Genomic DNA, 16,811 nt, shown 5'->3' with positions numbered 1-16,811 from the left:
TCGGAGTGCTTACCCGCGTGCATCAGTGTCTCGTCTGTGCGAGCCGCTAGCGCAATCGCTTGAGCATGAGACGACGTGGTTTGACGAACCTCTGGTGGATCCGATCGCGCCACGGCGTTGCGACGGCATCACGCCACGCATCATTGCCGTGCACGTCTTCACCGCTCAAGTCATAGCCGGCGAGATATCGCGGGGAGCCATCGGTCCGGTAGCGGGCTGCGTGCGCGGTACCCGTGACCGCGGCCAGGCGCGGCAGGTGCTCGCGATCGAACCACTGGTTGAACTCGTCTTCGTCATCTACCGGGATGTCCGTTTGTGACGTGTAGTGCCAGGGTTGGAGCCCGCCCTGTGCTGCGTCCCCGATCGAGAGCAGAGCCTGTAGACGGCGAAGACGGAACGCCTGGGTGGCATTGTCGCTGGTCCCCAGGAGCCTGGCCAGGAACGCCGCCGGGTCACCCGGGGTGCCCAAATCACTCACCTGTTGCCGGGAAACGTAGATCCACGTTTCGTGCTCCGAGATGGCGGTGAGGATATCGACTGGCACCTCTGGTACCGCTTGCCGCGCCCGACGCGCGTCTGCCTCGGTCCACCGTAGCCCCGGGATCTCAAATAGCAGGGTTTGTTCGGCGGGGTCCGGCGCTCCGGTTTGGTTCAGGTCCAAGGGAATTTCCTTTCTAGGATGGGTTACTGTCTGCGATGACATCCTGTTCACCCTATTGAGTGAGCCTCCTGGATTGTCCGAGGTGGTTCAGGCGCCTTCGGCGAGGTGGCGGATTACGTCGGCGGCGGAGCCTGTCAGGGCGTTGCGCCATCTGGGTGCAGATCGGTGAACCCTTTGCGTAGCGATCGGGCCGGCCGCCACAAGCCCGGCAATTCCTGCCCTGATGATGATCGTCTTCATCCGTTGCCTTCCTCAGCCTGGTTGCCCCGGCCGGTGTGCAATTCGCCCTGAGCTCCTATTGTTCGCGCATTTCACCCGAAGTGTCCATGGATATCGAGCCGATCCCGAGGATCGCTTCCCCGCCTGATGTCCACTATTTGACACAATTGAGTAGCAAATCACGGTGCTCAACAAACCGGTGTTATGCTCAAAATGTGCATTTCGAGCTTCTACTTCTAATCTGCCGCTGCGAGGATCCAAGAGACCGTTAGTGGTCAATTCGGCCGACCTTCTCGCCGCGGAGTAGCTCACGTCTGGCCCCACACAACTAAGCACCAACATTGTCTAGGGGATAACCGAAATGCAGAACATGCAAAAATCTTCGAACATGCCAGTCCACAAGTATGTTCCATTCCAGGATCAGATCGAAGTCAACCTTCCAGATCGCACCTGGCCAGATAAGTACATTACGAAGGCTCCACGCTGGTGCGCGGTTGACCTGCGTGATGGAAACCAGGCGCTCATCGACCCGATGAGTCCAGAGCGCAAGCACAAGATGTTTGACCTGTTGGTCCAAATGGGTTTCAAGGAAATCGAAGTCGGTTTCCCTTCCGCTTCGCAGACCGACTTTGACTTTGTCCGTCAGCTGATCGAACGCGGCATCCCTGATGACGTCACCATCCAGGTGTTGACCCAATCCCGCGAGCACCTGATCGAGCGCACCTATGAGGCGCTCGAGGGCGCCAAGCAGGCAATCGTTCACCTGTACAATTCCACCTCGATCCTGCAGCGCGAAGTTGTCTTCCGCCAAGACGAGGATGGCATCGTTGATATCGCGGTACAGGGTGCACGCCTGTGCAAGAAGTACGAAGAGCAGCTGACCGGTACCAAGATCACCTATGAGTACTCACCAGAGTCCTACACTGGCACCGAACTGGCATTCGCCAAGCGAATTTCCGAGGCTGTAGCCGAAGTTTTGGAAGCCAGCCCGGAGAACAAGATGATCTTGAATCTGCCGGCCACCGTAGAAATGGCTACCCCGAACGTGTACGCGGATTCGATCGAGTGGATGCACCGCAACTTGGCGAACCGTGACTCGATTATCTTGTCGCTGCACCCACACAATGACCGTGGAACCGGTGTTGCTGCCGCCGAGCTGGGTTACCTGGCTGGCGCGGATCGCATCGAAGGCTGCTTGTTCGGCAATGGCGAGCGCACCGGCAACGTCGACCTGGTGACCCTGGGAATGAATATGTTCGGTCAGGGCGTGGACCCAGAAATCGACTTCTCCGATATGGACCACATTCGCCGCACCGTCGAATACTGCAACCAGTTGCCAGTCCCAGAACGCAGCCCTTACGGTGGCGACCTGGTCTTCACCGCGTTCTCCGGTTCCCACCAGGATGCGATCAAGAAGGGCTTGGAGGCGATGGGCGCAAAGGCCACCGCTGCGGGCAAGGATCTGAACGACATCCTCTGGGCGGTCCCGTACCTGCCGATCGATCCGAAGGACATTGGCCGCTCCTATGAGGCAGTGATCCGCGTGAACTCACAGTCCGGCAAGGGTGGCGTGGCCTACCTGCTGAAAAATGATTACAACTTGGATCTGCCGCGCCGTGCGCAAATCGAGTTCTCCGGAGTAATCCAGAAGAAGACCGAAACCGAAGGTGGCGAGGTTTCCTCCTCCACCATTTGGAACGTCTTCCAGGACGAGTACCTGCCGGCCAGCGAAGGCTCCGGATTGGATGCCTGGGGTTACTACCAGATTGCGTCGGCGACCGCTGCTTCGGCCGAAGACGGAAGCTTCCAGCTGGACGTGAAGCTGATCATCGATGGGGTAGCGCATGAGCGTAGCGCTCAGGGCAACGGCCCGGTGTCTGCTTTGGTCAAGATGCTCAACGATGATGGAGTAGACCTGCGCGTCTTGGACTACACCGAGCATGCAATGAGCGAGGGTGGCAACGCGCGTGCGGCCTCATTTGTTGAATGTGCCGTCGGTGATCGTATCCTCTGGGGCGTTGGGATGGACACCAATACCAACATCTCGGCTCTGAAGGCAGTGGTTTCTGCCGTCAACCGCGCGATTCGCGACGCTGCTTAGCTACCTACCGCAAGCATCAAAATGCCAGGAACCCTTTGGTTCCTGGCATTTTTGTTTTCCGCTGACGCGAAAGAGAGCCACGAGCCCTTTAGTTCACCTCTGCGCTCGAGAACGATCAGGATGAGGAACAGACCGACAGCCGTCATAAAGTTCCATGGGGTTGGTGACTGGCGAAGCCAACCATCCGGCACCTGGTTGCGTGCGAGAAATACCCGGCGTGGACTCCGACGTAGCCACTGGCAGCGCTGAGCGAAGGATCCACGGTGGTGAATTGCGATTTTTCCAGTTTCAAGTGGGAGAATTGAAGACGTGTCACGTTCCGGCTTTGCTTCACGCAGTTACCACACCCGTGGGTTAGTGCTGCGTACCCATAAACTGGGCGAAGCAGATCGCATCATCACCCTGATCACTCCCAAGGGACTGGTACGGGCGGTGGCCAAGGGCGTGCGCCGCACTTCATCGCGGCTCGGCGCCACCTTGGAACCATTTATGGAAGTTGACGCGCTGATCGTGATGGGGCGAAATCTTGATGTCGTCTCGCAGGCTCAGCTACGCCATCCTTATGGGCAACAGCTAGTGAGCGACTACACGAGTTATACGGTGGGTACGGCGATGGTTGAAATTGCCGAGAGACTGCTCGAAGCCGATGCGGATTCCACCGGCAAACAGTACTTGCTGCTTCATGGTGCTATCGCGCTGTTGTCAAAACATCGGGTTGATTCCGGAGCAGTCCTTGACTCCTACATTCTCCGGGCGCTTTCTATTGCTGGTTGGGCTCCGTCATTTACCGACTGTGTTAAGTGTGGGAAGCCTGGTCCGCACGAAGCTTTGCACGTCCAGTTGGGCGGAGTGGTGTGTGCCGACTGCCGGCCTCCGGGATCTTTGGCACCCCATCCGATTACCCTTGGTTACCTACAGGCGTTACTCACCGGCGACTGGGACTCGGTGGCTGAAGCCGGACCGCGAGCCAAAAAACAGGCAGCCGACATTGTTGCCAATTACCTGCAGTGGCACCTGGAGCGTGCCGTGAAATCGCTGAAACACGTGGAGAGAACATGAGCAAGCTTCGCCCGATTACCGGCCGACCTGGTCCAGTCAAGCCTTACCCGCACCCGGATAACCCGGTGATGCCCAGCATCCCCGCAGCCTTAGTGCCTGAGCATGTAGCGATCGTTATGGACGGCAACGGACGTTGGGCCAATCAGCGCGGATTGCCTCGCACCGAGGGACACCGGGCCGGCGAAGCTGCGCTGCTGGATGTGATGGCCGGAGCGGTGGAACTGGGAATCAAGCATGTCTCCGTCTACGCCTTCTCCACCGAGAACTGGAAACGAAGCCCCGAGGAAGTACGTTTTCTGATGGGATTCTCACGAGACGTGCTGCGGCGCCAGCGCGATACGCTCAACTCGTGGGGAGTGCGAATTCGCTGGTCCGGTCGCGAACCTCGATTGTGGAAGTCGGTGATTAACGAGCTGCGAGCCGCCGAAGAACTGACAAAAGATAATCTCGGCTGCCAGCTGACCATGTGTGTCAACTATGGTGGGCGAGCCGAAATTGGTGATGCGATGTCAGCGATCGCGGCAGATGTTGCCGCCGGCAGGTTGAAGGCTTCCTCGGTAGGAGAGAAGACTTTGGGCAAGTACCTCTACGCGCCGGAACTGCCAGATGTAGATCTTTTCTTGCGTACCAGCGGCGAGCAGCGTACGAGTAATTTCCTGCTGTGGCAGTCAGCGTACGCAGAAATGGTGTTCCTTGACCAGCTGTGGCCCGATGTAGACCGTACTACGCTGTTTACCGCCGTACAGCAGTATGCACAACGCGATCGCCGCTACGGCGGAGCCGTAGACAAGCCGAAGAGCTAGCGCTTGCGCTGGAACATCTTCAGCCACAATGCGAGATCTCGATAAGCTGCGGCCCTGGTTGGTTCTGCAGAGGTGAACACGTCGTGCATGGCCCCAGGGATTTGTGACAGAGTGACAAAACTGCCCAGTTTGATGGCCCGCAAGCGGGTCTGCTGCACATCGATCACGGAGTCAGAGTTCTGCATAATGGGGGAGTAGTTGGTACTCAGATGCGACGCATTTGAACTGAGCACCAGAATTGGTTGGGATAGATCCAAGCCTTTGGCGACGAGGGCGTGCCCATCGAGGATGGTTTTCATCCAGGCGGTAGTTGGTTGGAATGCGTAGCGCGGCCGCCACAGCCGGTGGATGTCCCACTCGCCGACTCCTTGATCACTCAATGAATGCCAGTAGTGATCGCGTTCGGGCAGCACGAGTTTGCGCCGCCCGTTATTACGACCAATAGCTTCCAGGATCCCGTGCATGGGAACGCGTAAAAATGCAGTTCCTTGGAATTCCAGCCAGGGGGCATTGAGCACTAAAGCTTGGACACGGGCTGCGGTACGAGCTAACCACAGGGTGAGGATCAGTCCGCCCTGGGAATGTCCTTGAGCGATGATCGGGAGATCTGGATGTGCTGCGCCGAGTAGCACCATGGAGGCGTCGAGCTCTTCGTCATACACTGCCAGGTCATCGACGTAACCTGGTATTTCATGCTCTGCGCGGAGGCTGCGCCCGTAACGACGTAGATCAAGCGCGTAGAAATGATAACCGCGAGCTTCCCAAAATTCTGCAAGCTCCCGGTTGTAGAAATAGTCGCTCCACCCATGCAGACTCAACACCACTCCGTTGTAGCGACGCGGCAGCAAGGTGCGCCAGCCCAGGGGCTTATAACGGACTAAGGTGCCGACGGCCGGGCCTTCATCATCAACACCGAAGTCCAAGGTCGTGTATTCGAATCCTTCACCTAATGGATCCGCGACCCATTGACCGGGTTCTGTGGTGTCGGTGAAATCCGGCCATTGCCCGCTGGATGAGTACGTTGAGCCCTTCATGTCTTGAAGCATACCGATCTCAAGTTGTCTGTTTGGGGATCTTCGCGGGAAACTATTAACCATGCGCATTTATCCTCTGGTCTTCAAGCATGTTTTCACCAAGATGGATCCTGAAAAGGCCCACTATTTTGCTTTTGACGCCATCAAGCTCGCGCAACGCGTGGGTTTGACCAAGGCAGTCCGAAAGTTTTTTGCCCCTGACCCCAAGCTTCGTCGTACCGTGATGGGGATTGATTTTCCTTCGCCGTTTGGTCTGGCGGCAGGGTTTGATAAAGGTGCCACCGGAATTTTGGCGCTCAGTGACATCGGGTTCGGACATGTGGAGATCGGTACCGTCACCGGTCAAGCCCAGCCGGGCAATGAGTTGCCTCGGCTATTCCGCTTGGTCGAAGACCGCGCAGTCATTAACCGCATGGGCTTTAACAATGAAGGCGCCGAAACCGTAGCCGCACGCGTTGCTACTGCACGCCAGCACCTGAAGGCCGACTACACCGGAACTCGCCCGGTAATCGGTGTGAATATTGGTAAAACCAAACTGGTTGAACTTGAAGATGCCATCGGCGACTACCTTGAATCGACCCGCCAGCTGGCAAACCATGCAGATTACCTAGTTGTTAATGTCTCCAGTCCCAACACCCCGGGCTTGCGGCTGTTGCAGAGTGTTGAGTCATTGCGTCCGCTGCTGCGTGAAGTGGGAGAGCTGGCCGATCAAGTCGCCGGACGTCACCTGCCATTGCTGGTGAAAATAGCTCCCGACTTGAGCGACGAAGATGTTGCCGATGTTGCGAAATTGGCAACCGAGCTCAATTTGGACGGAATTATTGCCACCAATACGACTATTACGCGCGACGGTCTAAGCATTGACTCTGCACGAGTGGAAGAAATCGGTGCCGGTGGGCTCTCCGGAGCACCGCTAAAACGTCGTTCATTGCAGGTATTGCGCCAACTACGTGAGTTGGTTCCTGCCCAGATGACGTTGATTGCCGTTGGTGGCGTGGAGAATGCTGCCGACGTAAAGGCGAGTCTGGAGGCGGGCGCAGACTTGGTTCAGGGTTACACCGCCTTCCTCTATGAAGGTCCTTTCTGGGCTCGTGCGATTAATAAGGAACTTGCCCGCAGCCTGTAGGGCAGCACCGTGGAAATAAACGATCCCCTGAAACTTGGTTTCAGGGGATCAGTCGTTTAACCGGCTAGTCGTTGCCGGGGGAGAAACAAAACGCCTAATGGACGCGGTGAGCCGATGTGGTGGGACGATCGTGGCACCAGATTAAATCCTTGTAGGCGCTGCATTGGACCTTGTATCTCGCATTACAAAGGAATTCAGTACGTACAGGGAAGGCATCAAAACATAAATATTTTAAACCTTGTGAAGACAAATACAAATCTATAACATTGTGTAGAAGACTACTGGTTAATGCCCATTGCGTTTTCGAGCATTAAGAAGGGCGGACCCGTTGGGGTCCGCCCTAGAAGATTTGGACTGCGAGACTAGTCGATATTTGCGCCGCGCTTAACCTGCGGCTTAGGAAGACGTAGCTTGCGGAACTGCATTCCGCGCATTGCTGCATACATGCGTAGTCCACGGTCCATCGACCCGAACTTGGCGACCAATCGACGCTTGAGCAGTATCGTGGTCACAATCAGTTCGATGATCACCAGAGCGATAACGACCCAGAGTGCACCCTGGACGTACATTTGCACGCCGAGATTCTGGTTGAAAGTCAGTGACAAGATCAAGAAAGCGAAGATCACGAACATCATGAATTCACTGAACATCCAGCGGGAATCGATGAAGTTGCGGGCGTAACGCTTCTGCGCGCCCTGATCACGTGGCATGAGGTAGCGCTCGTCGCCAGTTTCGTTAGCGATACGCAAACGATTCTGCGCTTCGATACGACGCTGGCGATCGGCTTCTTTCGCGGCCTTGCGATCGGTGGGCACCAGCGGACGCTGGCGGCTAGCCTGCTGTGCGCTGCGCTTCGGGGTCGGGCCGGTCTTGCGGCCGTCCGTTGTTTCAGGAGCCGAGTCTGCCGGCTCTACATTTGCGGGGGATTGAGAGTCATCTTTTTTACGTCCAAACACGCCCCTATCCTACCGGGTTGTTGGCTACCTAGTGACATTGGCAACCGCGGTCATTGCTAGGCTGAATGCATGACAATCAATTCTCCAGTCGACAGCTCAAACCATGGCGTCGATGTTACTGCCCTAAAAAGTCATGTCGAGAAGAACTTTGAGAAGATCCTCGAAGAGCTCAGCTCACTGGTCGCCATTCCCGGCGTTGCTTGGGAATCATTTGATCCAGCGAACCTTGAACGGAGCGCCGAAGCTGTCGCCGCTCTGGCCCGCGATGCTGGCATGGACACCGTCGAAATTCTGCGTGAAGCAGACGATAACGGCATCATGGGTGCCCCCGCGGTAGTTGCCCGCCGCAAGGCCGCCCCCGGCAAGCCAACGATTCTGCTCTATGCACATCACGACGTGCAGCCTCCGGGAAATGACGAAGACTGGAACACTCCAGCATTTGAAGCAACCCGCGTAGGGGAGCGGCTCTATGGCCGTGGCGCCGCAGATGACAAGGCCGGCATCATGGTTCATATTGCGTCGTTGCGCGCGGTACTGGAGTCCGTGGCGGACTTCGGCGTGGGCGTCAGCTACTTCTTCGAAGGCGAGGAGGAAGCTGGCTCACCATCCTTCCGGAACTTCCTCGAGGCGCATCAGGAAAAGCTCGCAGCCGACGTGATCATCGTGGCCGATTCATCGAACTGGGCGGTGGGGACCCCCGCGCTGACAAGTTCGCTTCGCGGCATGGCTGCCGCAGAAATCACCGTCCGCTCCCTGGGGCACGCAGTGCACTCGGGCATGTTTGGCGGCCCGGTGCTCGACGCTCCGATCCTTGCGGCCAAGCTCATCGCTTCCTTCCATGACGAAAACGGTTCCGTTGCTGTATCAGGTCTCGTGGCCAACGACAGCGCCGAAGTCGACTTCGATGAGGCCGAATTCCGCCGCGATAGTTCCGTGCTTGACTCGGTGCAACTGGCAGGCACCGGAAAGATCACCGACCGTTTATGGAATAAACCAGCACTGAGCGTCATTGGAATGGATATGCCTAGTGTTGATCGCTCGTCAAATACCTTAATTCCGCAGATGCGCTTTAAGGTGTCAATGCGATTGGCGCCAGGACAAGAGCCGCAACAGGCACTGGCTGCGTTGGAAGCACACGTGAAGTCGGTGGATCTGCGCGGTGCCGAGGTCCAGTTTGTCGCCACCGAAGGCGGAAACGCCTACCAGGCAGATCTTGAAGCTTCGGCGAACGACACTGCACGCTGGGCACTCGAGCAGTCGTGGGGAGTAGAGCCGGTCAGCATGGGGCTGGGAGGATCCATTCCTTTTATCGCCGACCTGCTCGAAGTATTCCCGCAGGCGCAGATCTTGGTTACCGGAGTGGAAGATCCTGATTCGAGAGCGCACTCGGCTAACGAGTCGCTTCATATTGGGGACTTCCAGAAAGCAATTGTTGCCGAAGCATTGCTTTTGGCACGGATTAACTCGACGGGACTATGAACCGCGTCATATGACGAGAAGATCAAAGAGCATTTTTGATCCTCGCGACGTAGTATTGAATCAAGAAAAGATGCCGTTTAGCCCGATGCACTTCGGGATGAGGGCGTCACATCAAACAGTATGGGAGGAAAATCATGACTGTAGCCGTTGACCAGACCGCGGGTGACTCTACCGAGGTGCCAACCCACGAGGTGGCAATTTCCGACGTAGCTGCGCAGAAGGTACGTTCACTTCTTGAGCAGGAAGGCCGCGATGACCTTCGTTTGCGTATCGCCGTTCAGCCCGGTGGCTGCTCTGGCCTGATTTACCAGCTCTACTTCGATGAGCGCATGCTTGAAGGCGATCACGTACGCGATTTTGATGGCGTAGAAGTGGTTGTCGACAAGATGAGCGTGCCGTACCTGTCTGGCGCTTCGATCGATTTCGAAGACACGATTTCCAAGCAGGGGTTCACCATTGACAACCCTGCCGCATCCGGATCTTGTGCCTGCGGAGATTCCTTCCACTAGGCCACAAGGAACTAACGCCGCTGTTTAAACGTTGAAGAAATTTCTCGTTCAAACAGCGGCGTTTTTCGGTATTCCGGGGTCTAAGAGGGTAAGCTCTACAGAGAGTAGTAAAACTATGTTTCCCTTCGTGAGCCACCTCACCGTGCAACTCGTTTAACCGCGAGGTGACTTATGAAGACCACATTCTGCACCAACAAAGAGGAAGGGCCGTCTGTGAGTTCGCAATACCGAACCGGCAGTCGCGGATCTGCCAAAGCTAAAGTTATTGCTTTGGTCGGCGCCGGCGCATTGCTGCTGACGGGATGTACAGCGGAGGCTAAACGCGGTTGGCTCCCTAACGTGGAGCGCGACACCACGAACCACACTGGAGCAATCCAGGATCTATGGGTTCACTCCTGGATCGCCGTGATCATTATCGGTGTGATGACTTGGGGCCTGATGCTTTGGTGCGTCGTGGCTTACCGTCGCCGCAAGACCGATACCGGCTACCCGCGTCAGCTCAGCTACAACCTGCCATTGGAGATCTTCTACACGGCCATTCCGTTGGTCCTTGTTTTGGTCTTCTTTAGCTTCAATAACACCATTGAGAAGTCAATCAAGGCACCTGTAGATTCCGAGGTCGTCATTGACGTCCGCGCGAAGCAGTGGTCGTGGGACTTCAACTACAACTACGAGGGCCAGAAGAAGTACTTCGCTGGCGAACAGGCTCACCTGAACACGGATGGCTCGGCAGGCGTTGAAGAAACTTTGCCTACCCTGTACCTGCCTGCAGGCAAGTCGGTAACTCTCGAGCTCAACAGCCGAGACGTTATCCACTCGTTCTGGGTTCCAGCATTCCTTCAGAAGCTGGATATGATCCCCGGCAAGACCAACTACATTTACCTGACTCCACAGGTTGAAGGTACCTTCGCTGGTAAGTGCGCCGAGCTTTGCGGCGAGTACCACTCGGAAATGCTCTTCAACGTCAAGGTCGTCAACGACGCAGAGTTCAAGGCCCAGCTTGCCAAGATGGAAGATGGCCAGCTTGGCGAAGAATACGACCGTCAGCCCAACAAGGTTAACTCCGTTGTTGTGGAGCACGGCAAAGAAGAGGGAGGAAAGTAGTCACTATGACAACGTTTGAATACGCTACCGACGACGTCAAGACGATTGCCCCATCTGTCGTGCCGAGGTCAAAGGGTCGCATCTTCGTCGACTACATCACGACGACTGACCACAAGAAGATCGGATACATGTATCTGATCACCTCGTTCATCATGTTCTGCATTGGTGGCGTCATGGCGCTGCTGATCCGTGCTGAGCTGTTCGAACCTGGCATGCAGATCCTGCAGACCAAGGAACAGTACAACCAACTATTCACGATGCACGGCACCGTCATGCTTCTGATGTTCGCAACTCCGCTCTTCGCGGGTTTCGCCAACGTCATGATGCCTCTGCAAATCGGTTCCCCAGATGTGTCCTTCCCTCGTCTCAACGCGTTGGCCTTCTGGTTCTTCTCACTGGGTTCGACCATTGCACTCGCTGGCTACCTCACTCCTCAGGGTGCTGCTAGCTTCGGTTGGTTCGCTTACGCGCCACTGTCGAACACCACCTTCTCGCCGGGCGTCGGCGGAGACCTCTGGGTCTTCGGCCTTGCCCTGTCCGGCTTCGGTACCATTCTTGGCGCCGTCAACTTCATCACCACGATCATCTGCTTGCGCGCACCTGGTATGACGATGTGGCGTATGCCGATCTTCACCTGGAACATCTTGATCACCTCGATCTTGGTTCTCATGGCTTTCCCACCGCTAGCAGCTGCGCTGTTCGCACTGGGTGCCGACCGGCGCTTTGGGGCACATATATTCGACCCAGAAAATGGCGGTGCGATCCTGTGGCAGCACCTGTTCTGGTTCTTCGGTCACCCTGAGGTCTACATCATTGCGCTGCCGTTCTTCGGTATCGTCTCTGAAATCTTCCCGGTCTTCAGCCGCAAGCCGATCTTCGGTTACAAGGGTCTGGTCTTCGCGACCATATCCATTGCTGCACTTTCGGTTTCCGTCTGGGCTCACCACATGTACGTGACCGGCTCGGTGATGTTGCCATTCTTCGGCTTCATGACGATGCTGATCGCAGTGCCAACTGGTGTGAAGTTCTTCAACTGGATCGGTACTCTGTGGCGAGGTTCGATTACCTTCGAAACCCCAATGCTGTGGAGCATCGGCTTCATGATCACCTTCCTGTTCGGTGGCCTCACCGGTATTATCCTGTCGGCTCCGTCGCTTGACTTCCACGTTTCGGATACCTACTTCGTGGTTGCTCACTTCCACTACGTGGTCTTCGGTACCGTGGTGTTCGCCATGTTTGCCGGATTCTACTTCTGGTGGCCAAAGTGGACCGGCAAGATGCTCAACGAGCGTTTGGGCAAGATCCACTTCTGGCTGCTGTTTATCGGCTTCCACGGAACCTTCCTCATCCAGCACTGGTTGGGTGTTATGGGAATGCCACGTCGTTACGCTGACTACATGCCCGAAGATGGCTTCACCGGGATGAACCAGGTTTCGACCGTGTTCGCGTTCATCTTGGGGATGTCGATGATTCCGTTCTTCTGGAACGTCTGGACTACTCACCGCAATGGCAAGATGGTTGAAGTTGATGATCCATGGGGCTTCGGTGCATCGCTGGAGTGGGCAACTTCTTGCCCACCACCACGTCACAACTTCCACTCGATTCCACGAATCCGTTCCGAGCGCCCAGCGCTTGATCTGCACCACCCAGAACTGAGTGGCCGTGCTACTCCTACTGCTGGTGCTGCGAAGATCTTCGGACCGGCTGACCAGAAGGACCTGTAAAGATGAAAGTTGAATCCTGGATCTTCCTGGGTGGAATCTTCTTCTTCGCCCCTATCGCGCTCGTCTACGGTTACATGACTAACTGGGATGAATGGGTTGGCCTGTTAGCACTGCTCATGCTGGTTGGCTTGTCGGCCATGGTTGGCGGCTACCTGTACTTCACCGCAAAACGTATTGGCCCTCGTCCAGAGGATCGCCTTGACGGTGAAATCCACGAGAACGCCGGCGATGTCGGGCTGTTCGCACCGTGGAGTTGGTGGCCGCTGGTTCTTGCCAGTGCCGCAGCAATCGGCTTCCTTGGCTTAGCCCTTGGATGGTGGGTTATGTTCATCGGTCTGGGACTGTGCGTTATCGGTCTTGTCGGCTGGGTTTACGAATACAGCCGCGGCGATCACGCTCACTAAGAAGTTCTCCTAACGGGGTGACAAGTTTTCACTTGTCACCCCGTTAGCATTTTAACTAGCACTTCTGTGTCCTAGGAGACCAACATGCGCTACTCACCGACACCACCGGTCACCGGCACGCTCGATGCCCAAAGCAAGACCAGTAAGTACCGGCAGATCCGTCACATCCTCAAAACGCACGCTCGCGAAGCGTGCAAGCCAGGGTACAAACTCCCGCCAGAACGCGAACTGGCCACGCACTTCGGAGTGGCCCGGAAAACTATCCGGCAGGCCATTGACGCATTGGTAGACGAGCAGGTACTTAAGCGCGTGGTGGGCATTGGCACGTTCGTCGTTCCAGAAAAAATGGATCTGCGTGTGCGTCTGCACTCATATTCAGAAGACATGATGCGCCGTGGCATGGTTCCGGACGCTCGCGTCCTCGAATTCGACGAGGTCAAGGCTTCGCCCTACCTCAGCGCCCAACTCATGGTCGAAGAGGGAGCTGGAGTAGTCCGCTTCAAGCGCCTGCTGCTTGCCGACGGCACACCTATGAGCTTGGATGAAAACTACATGCCAGCGGACCTGGTACCCGGCTTCGTTGACGGACCGCCACCATCCAAGCTTTACCAGGCGCTCCACGAGCGATACAGCATCCTCTTGGAATGGGGCGAAGATCAGGTGGAAAGTACAGCCGCCAGCAGTGCACAAGCCTTACTGCTGGGCGTTGAGCAGGGTTTCCCGCTCCTGCAGATCACTCGCTATGCGTATATCGGCGAACGCCTGGCCGACTACTCGGTTTCGCTGTACCGGTCGGATCGCTACAAGCTCTTTGTACCGCTCCAACGGCTTGGAACGCGCACTCCACGCTATACAGACAATTTCTAGCCTTAGAAGCGATCCTGTCCTGTGCCAGTGAGGCCAGAGCCTGCGCTCAGGCGCTAGATAACAGCGAAGACGATGTTGTTGGCACGGGAAGCCTGCCGCGAAGCGGATACTGCCGGGCAAACCGAGACCAACGAACTGACCTCAAGCGGTGACTGAATTCTGATTCTGCCGCTGACTTGATGTCCTCTCGCTAAAGACTAAAGACCACATGCTGGCTAATTCCCCTTGCTAACTCCGCTATCCGAGATCAGCGCAGCAGACCACTCGATCCGGCAGCCGTCGAGCGACCCGACGAGAATCCATCATGGCCGCCATCGACCAGTAGCAGACCAATGTGGGGTCGGCGCAGAAAACGGAAAAATCGTACGCTTAGGCTTTCTCTATCGATACAGCGATACTTCTTCGACCACTAAAGCCCACAATTTTCGAAGTAAGCACTCATCGTGGGTCTGAACTTAGACCTGATCTTCTGGCTTTTCGTGCTTCTACTTAGAGGGCAGAGGGTGGTTGTGATTGATTACTTGCACTCTTTCAGCAGCAAATCCCGGCGATATACTCACGCAGACCGGGGATGGAAGATCGAGTTAGAGGCCTCCAGAATTGTTGGCTAAATCCGAGAAAGGGCACGTCTAGGATTACACGGATCAATTTCTCATGCCAGCTGTCCCGCGGCAGGTTCCTGCTACGGGGTCCGTTTGGTGTGGAGGTGATGAAGGCATAGCGGCCGAGCATGTTGACGTGTTGATCGCCGTGCGGGGACAGCCGGGCGGTATCCGCGTCATTCACGAGGTTGCCGGCCTCACGCAATGCATTAATGGATGCATCGGTGCGATGGGAGTTCCAGAGCATGATCGCGTTCAGGGGCAGGCCGAGTGCACTGACCTGGTCTTCCTGGCCTTCTTAGTGGCGCTGGTAGATTTGCCCGTGCCGTGTCTGGAAGGTCGCGCGTACCGGGTCCACGTACCGCAGACCATCGACGGAGGTTGGCAACGCTGTTGAACCGAAGGGGAGTAGCTGGCATGAAGCCTGCTTAACCCAGAAGAGGGACACACCAGTAGGTGTGTCCCTCTTTCTGTGACTAGTGCGAGTCGATGCTACTTCTCGATCGAGTCTTGCTTTTCGCCTTCGACCTCATGGTGGCCGTGGGCTGCGTGCGCAGCTTCGAGCTCCGATGGGGTCACTGGGGCAACACGATCCTCGAAGAAGAACTTCGACAATGCTGCGCGGCGCTTCTCCGAACCGGAGACGTGCCCTGCAGCATCCGGCTGAGCCGGGATGTACTTGTTGTCGTTGTAGCTGGTGAGCAAGAAGCGCTTGTACACGTCAACTTCCTCGTGCTTCTCCGAGAAGCCACCTTCAGGCGACATCTGGATAATGCCAGCTTCACGGCCGTGCAGCACGATCTCGCGATCCTTACGCTGCAGCGACAAGCAAATACGGCGGGTAATCCAGAAGGCGAAGATCGGGCCCAGGAAGAAGAGGATGCGCAGCCAGTAGGTTACGTCATTCAATGCCACATGGAAGTGGGTCGCAATCAGGTCCGAGGAGGCTGCTGCCCACATGACACAGTAGAAGACGACACCAGCAGCACCCATTGCGGTACGGAATGGAGCGTTACGCGGGCGGTCCAACAGGTGGTGCTCGCGGTTGTCCTTGGTCACCCAACGCTCGATCCATGGCCATGCGAACATCACCATGAACAGTACGCCGGCAGGAACCAGGGCAGGCAGTAGAACGCTCAACACCAAGGTGTTATCGCCCCATGGGAACGGGATGATCCATTCGAAGCTGAAGTTACCAAGGTAACCAGGCATCAAACGCAACGCGCCGTCAACGAATCCGATGTACCAGTCCGGCTGAGTACCAGCAGAAACAGGTGATGGATCGTATGGACCGTAGTTCCAGATCGGGTTGATCTGGAAGAGACCCGAAATGAATGCCACGATACCGAAGACGATGAAGAAGAATCCACCGGCCTTCGCTGCGTACACAGGACCAACTGGGAAGCCAACAACGTTGTCGTTGGTCCGGCCTGGGCCAGGGTACTGGGTGTGCTTGTGAGTGACAACCATGAACAAGTGGATGACCAGCAGCAAGATGATTACTGCCGGAACGATCATGATGTGCAACGAGTACAAGCGGGGAATGACGTGTACGCCAGGGAACTCGCCACCGAAGAAGAACATCGACAGGTAAGTGCCAACAATCGGCAGAGCCTTCATGACGCCGTCGATAATGCGCAGACCGTTACCGGAAAGCAGATCATCGGGCAGTGAATAGCCGGTGAAACCAGCAGCTAGACCCATGATCAGCAGCACGCCGCCGACAACCCAGTTCAGTTCACGTGGGCGGCGGAAAGCGCCGGTGAAGAACACGCGCAGCATGTGCACGGACAGCGATGCTACGAACAGCAGTGCCGACCAGTGGTGCACCTGGCGCATGAACAAGCCACCGCGGACATCAAAGGAGATGTCCATGGTCGAAGCCATAGCCGCCGACATGCCGATGCCCTTCAACGGGACGTAAGAACCGTTGTAGGTGATGTGGGTCATCGATGGATCGAAGAAGAAAGTCAAGAAAGTACCGGAGAGCAGCAGCAGTACGAAGGTGTACAGCGCTACTTCACCGAACATGAATGACCAGTGGTCAGGGAAGATCTTACGACCAAATTCCTTGACCATGCCCGAGGCACCGACGCGGGAGTCTACGAAATTCGCTAGACGACCGGTGGTAGTTGACGGGGTGTATTCATTGGTTGTTGCCAT

14 protein-coding genes and 1 pseudogene are annotated in these 16,811 nt (G+C 56.3%); 10 read left to right on the top strand and 5 right to left on the bottom strand.

What is annotated here, in order from left to right; all coding sequences use genetic code 11:
• Positions 1–46 precede the first annotated feature (46 nt).
• Positions 47–661: a DUF4286 family protein gene (locus IEX04_RS12285; RefSeq protein WP_188686012.1), complete on the bottom strand. Its 615-nt coding sequence runs from the start codon at positions 659–661 to the stop codon at positions 47–49.
• Positions 662–1,241: 580 nt separating this feature from the next.
• Between IEX04_RS12285 and leuA the strand changes: the two genes are divergently transcribed.
• The 3 genes from leuA to IEX04_RS12270 all read left to right on the top strand — a co-directional run bounded on the left by leuA (position 1,242) and on the right by IEX04_RS12270 (position 4,843).
• On the top strand, positions 1,242–2,981 hold the full coding sequence (gene leuA / locus IEX04_RS12280; protein ID WP_188686010.1) for a 2-isopropylmalate synthase: 1,740 nt from the start codon (positions 1,242–1,244) through the stop codon (positions 2,979–2,981).
• Between the two features lie 309 nt (positions 2,982–3,290).
• A complete protein-coding gene (recO, locus tag IEX04_RS12275) occupies positions 3,291–4,040 on the top strand; it encodes a DNA repair protein RecO (RefSeq protein WP_188686008.1) in 750 nt (249 codons plus the stop codon).
• Positions 4,037–4,843 (top strand): isoprenyl transferase, encoded by an 807-nt coding sequence (locus IEX04_RS12270; protein ID WP_188686005.1) that lies wholly within the window; start codon positions 4,037–4,039, stop codon positions 4,841–4,843. Before recO ends, IEX04_RS12270 begins: the two co-directional genes overlap by 4 nt.
• On the opposite strand, the gene IEX04_RS12265 is transcribed toward IEX04_RS12270, so the two are convergent.
• The gene (locus IEX04_RS12265) at positions 4,840–5,877 is read right to left on the bottom strand and encodes an alpha/beta hydrolase (RefSeq protein WP_194446454.1); all 1,038 of its coding nucleotides are present in this window, start codon (positions 5,875–5,877) and stop codon (positions 4,840–4,842) included. The genes IEX04_RS12270 and IEX04_RS12265 overlap by 4 nt on opposite strands.
• Positions 5,878–5,938: 61 nt before the next feature.
• Between IEX04_RS12265 and IEX04_RS12260 the strand changes: the two genes are divergently transcribed.
• Complete coding sequence (locus IEX04_RS12260; RefSeq protein WP_188686001.1) at positions 5,939–7,003, top strand: quinone-dependent dihydroorotate dehydrogenase; 1,065 nt, start codon at positions 5,939–5,941, stop codon at positions 7,001–7,003.
• A gap of 362 nt (positions 7,004–7,365) precedes the next feature.
• Here the strand turns inward: IEX04_RS12260 and IEX04_RS12255 are convergent, their stop codons facing one another.
• Positions 7,366–7,959, bottom strand: a complete 594-nt coding sequence (locus tag IEX04_RS12255; RefSeq protein WP_188686000.1) for a DUF3043 domain-containing protein — start codon at positions 7,957–7,959, stop codon at positions 7,366–7,368.
• A 69-nt stretch (positions 7,960–8,028) separates the two neighbouring features.
• On the opposite strand from IEX04_RS12255, the gene IEX04_RS12250 reads away from it, so the two are divergent.
• The 6 genes from IEX04_RS12250 (at position 8,029) to IEX04_RS12225 (ending at position 14,046) form a co-directional block, all read left to right on the top strand.
• Complete coding sequence (locus tag IEX04_RS12250) at positions 8,029–9,438, top strand: dipeptidase (RefSeq protein WP_188685998.1); 1,410 nt, start codon at positions 8,029–8,031, stop codon at positions 9,436–9,438.
• 134 nt (positions 9,439–9,572) lie between these two features.
• Positions 9,573–9,947, top strand: a complete 375-nt coding sequence (locus IEX04_RS12245) for a HesB/IscA family protein (RefSeq protein WP_188685996.1) — start codon at positions 9,573–9,575, stop codon at positions 9,945–9,947.
• Between the two features lie 213 nt (positions 9,948–10,160).
• Positions 10,161–11,051, top strand: a complete 891-nt coding sequence (gene ctaC, locus IEX04_RS12240; RefSeq protein WP_229677128.1) for an aa3-type cytochrome oxidase subunit II — start codon at positions 10,161–10,163, stop codon at positions 11,049–11,051.
• A 5-nt stretch (positions 11,052–11,056) separates the two neighbouring features.
• Entirely contained in the window at positions 11,057–12,775 is a 1,719-nt protein-coding gene (ctaD, locus tag IEX04_RS12235; protein ID WP_188685992.1) for an aa3-type cytochrome oxidase subunit I, read from the top strand.
• A 2-nt stretch (positions 12,776–12,777) separates the two neighbouring features.
• On the top strand, positions 12,778–13,179 hold the full coding sequence (locus IEX04_RS12230; protein WP_188685990.1) for a cytochrome c oxidase subunit 4: 402 nt from the start codon (positions 12,778–12,780) through the stop codon (positions 13,177–13,179).
• Positions 13,180–13,263: 84 nt separating this feature from the next.
• Positions 13,264–14,046 carry a GntR family transcriptional regulator gene (locus IEX04_RS12225; RefSeq protein WP_188685988.1) on the top strand — a complete coding sequence of 261 codons (783 nt, stop codon included), beginning with the start codon at positions 13,264–13,266 and terminating at the stop codon, positions 14,044–14,046.
• A gap of 652 nt (positions 14,047–14,698) precedes the next feature.
• On the opposite strand, the pseudogene IEX04_RS18845 reads toward IEX04_RS12225, so the two are convergent.
• Positions 14,699–14,994, bottom strand: a pseudogene (locus tag IEX04_RS18845) (Tn3 family transposase); the annotation flags it as partial.
• A gap of 146 nt (positions 14,995–15,140) precedes the next feature.
• On the bottom strand, positions 15,141–16,811 hold the full coding sequence (gene qcrB / locus IEX04_RS12215) for a cytochrome bc1 complex cytochrome b subunit (RefSeq protein WP_188685985.1): 1,671 nt from the start codon (positions 16,809–16,811) through the stop codon (positions 15,141–15,143).

It is taken from the genome of Glutamicibacter ardleyensis (genome assembly GCF_014644555.1).
GTDB classification, from domain to species: Bacteria; Actinomycetota; Actinomycetes; order Actinomycetales; family Micrococcaceae; genus Glutamicibacter; species Glutamicibacter bergerei.
The sequence above is the reverse complement of the archived record's forward strand: the minus strand, read 5'-3'. Positions and strand labels throughout refer to the sequence as shown.

What these genes read in the sequence shown, in the direction of transcription:
- qcrB (WP_188685985.1), bottom strand. Translation starts at nt 16,811, where the DNA reads ATGGCAACAACCAATGAATACACCCCGTCAACTACCACCGGTCGTCTA.
- IEX04_RS12245 (WP_188685996.1), top strand. Translation starts at nt 9,573, where the DNA reads ATGACTGTAGCCGTTGACCAGACCGCGGGTGACTCTACCGAGGTGCCA.
- IEX04_RS12260 (WP_188686001.1), top strand. Translation starts at nt 5,939, where the DNA reads ATGCGCATTTATCCTCTGGTCTTCAAGCATGTTTTCACCAAGATGGAT.
- IEX04_RS12265 (WP_194446454.1), bottom strand. Translation starts at nt 5,877, where the DNA reads ATGAAGGGCTCAACGTACTCATCCAGCGGGCAATGGCCGGATTTCACC.
- IEX04_RS12270 (WP_188686005.1), top strand. Translation starts at nt 4,037, where the DNA reads ATGAGCAAGCTTCGCCCGATTACCGGCCGACCTGGTCCAGTCAAGCCT.
- ctaD (WP_188685992.1), top strand. Translation starts at nt 11,057, where the DNA reads ATGACAACGTTTGAATACGCTACCGACGACGTCAAGACGATTGCCCCA.
- IEX04_RS12250 (WP_188685998.1), top strand. Translation starts at nt 8,029, where the DNA reads ATGACAATCAATTCTCCAGTCGACAGCTCAAACCATGGCGTCGATGTT.
- IEX04_RS12230 (WP_188685990.1), top strand. Translation starts at nt 12,778, where the DNA reads ATGAAAGTTGAATCCTGGATCTTCCTGGGTGGAATCTTCTTCTTCGCC.
- leuA (WP_188686010.1), top strand. Translation starts at nt 1,242, where the DNA reads ATGCAGAACATGCAAAAATCTTCGAACATGCCAGTCCACAAGTATGTT.
- IEX04_RS12225 (WP_188685988.1), top strand. Translation starts at nt 13,264, where the DNA reads ATGCGCTACTCACCGACACCACCGGTCACCGGCACGCTCGATGCCCAA.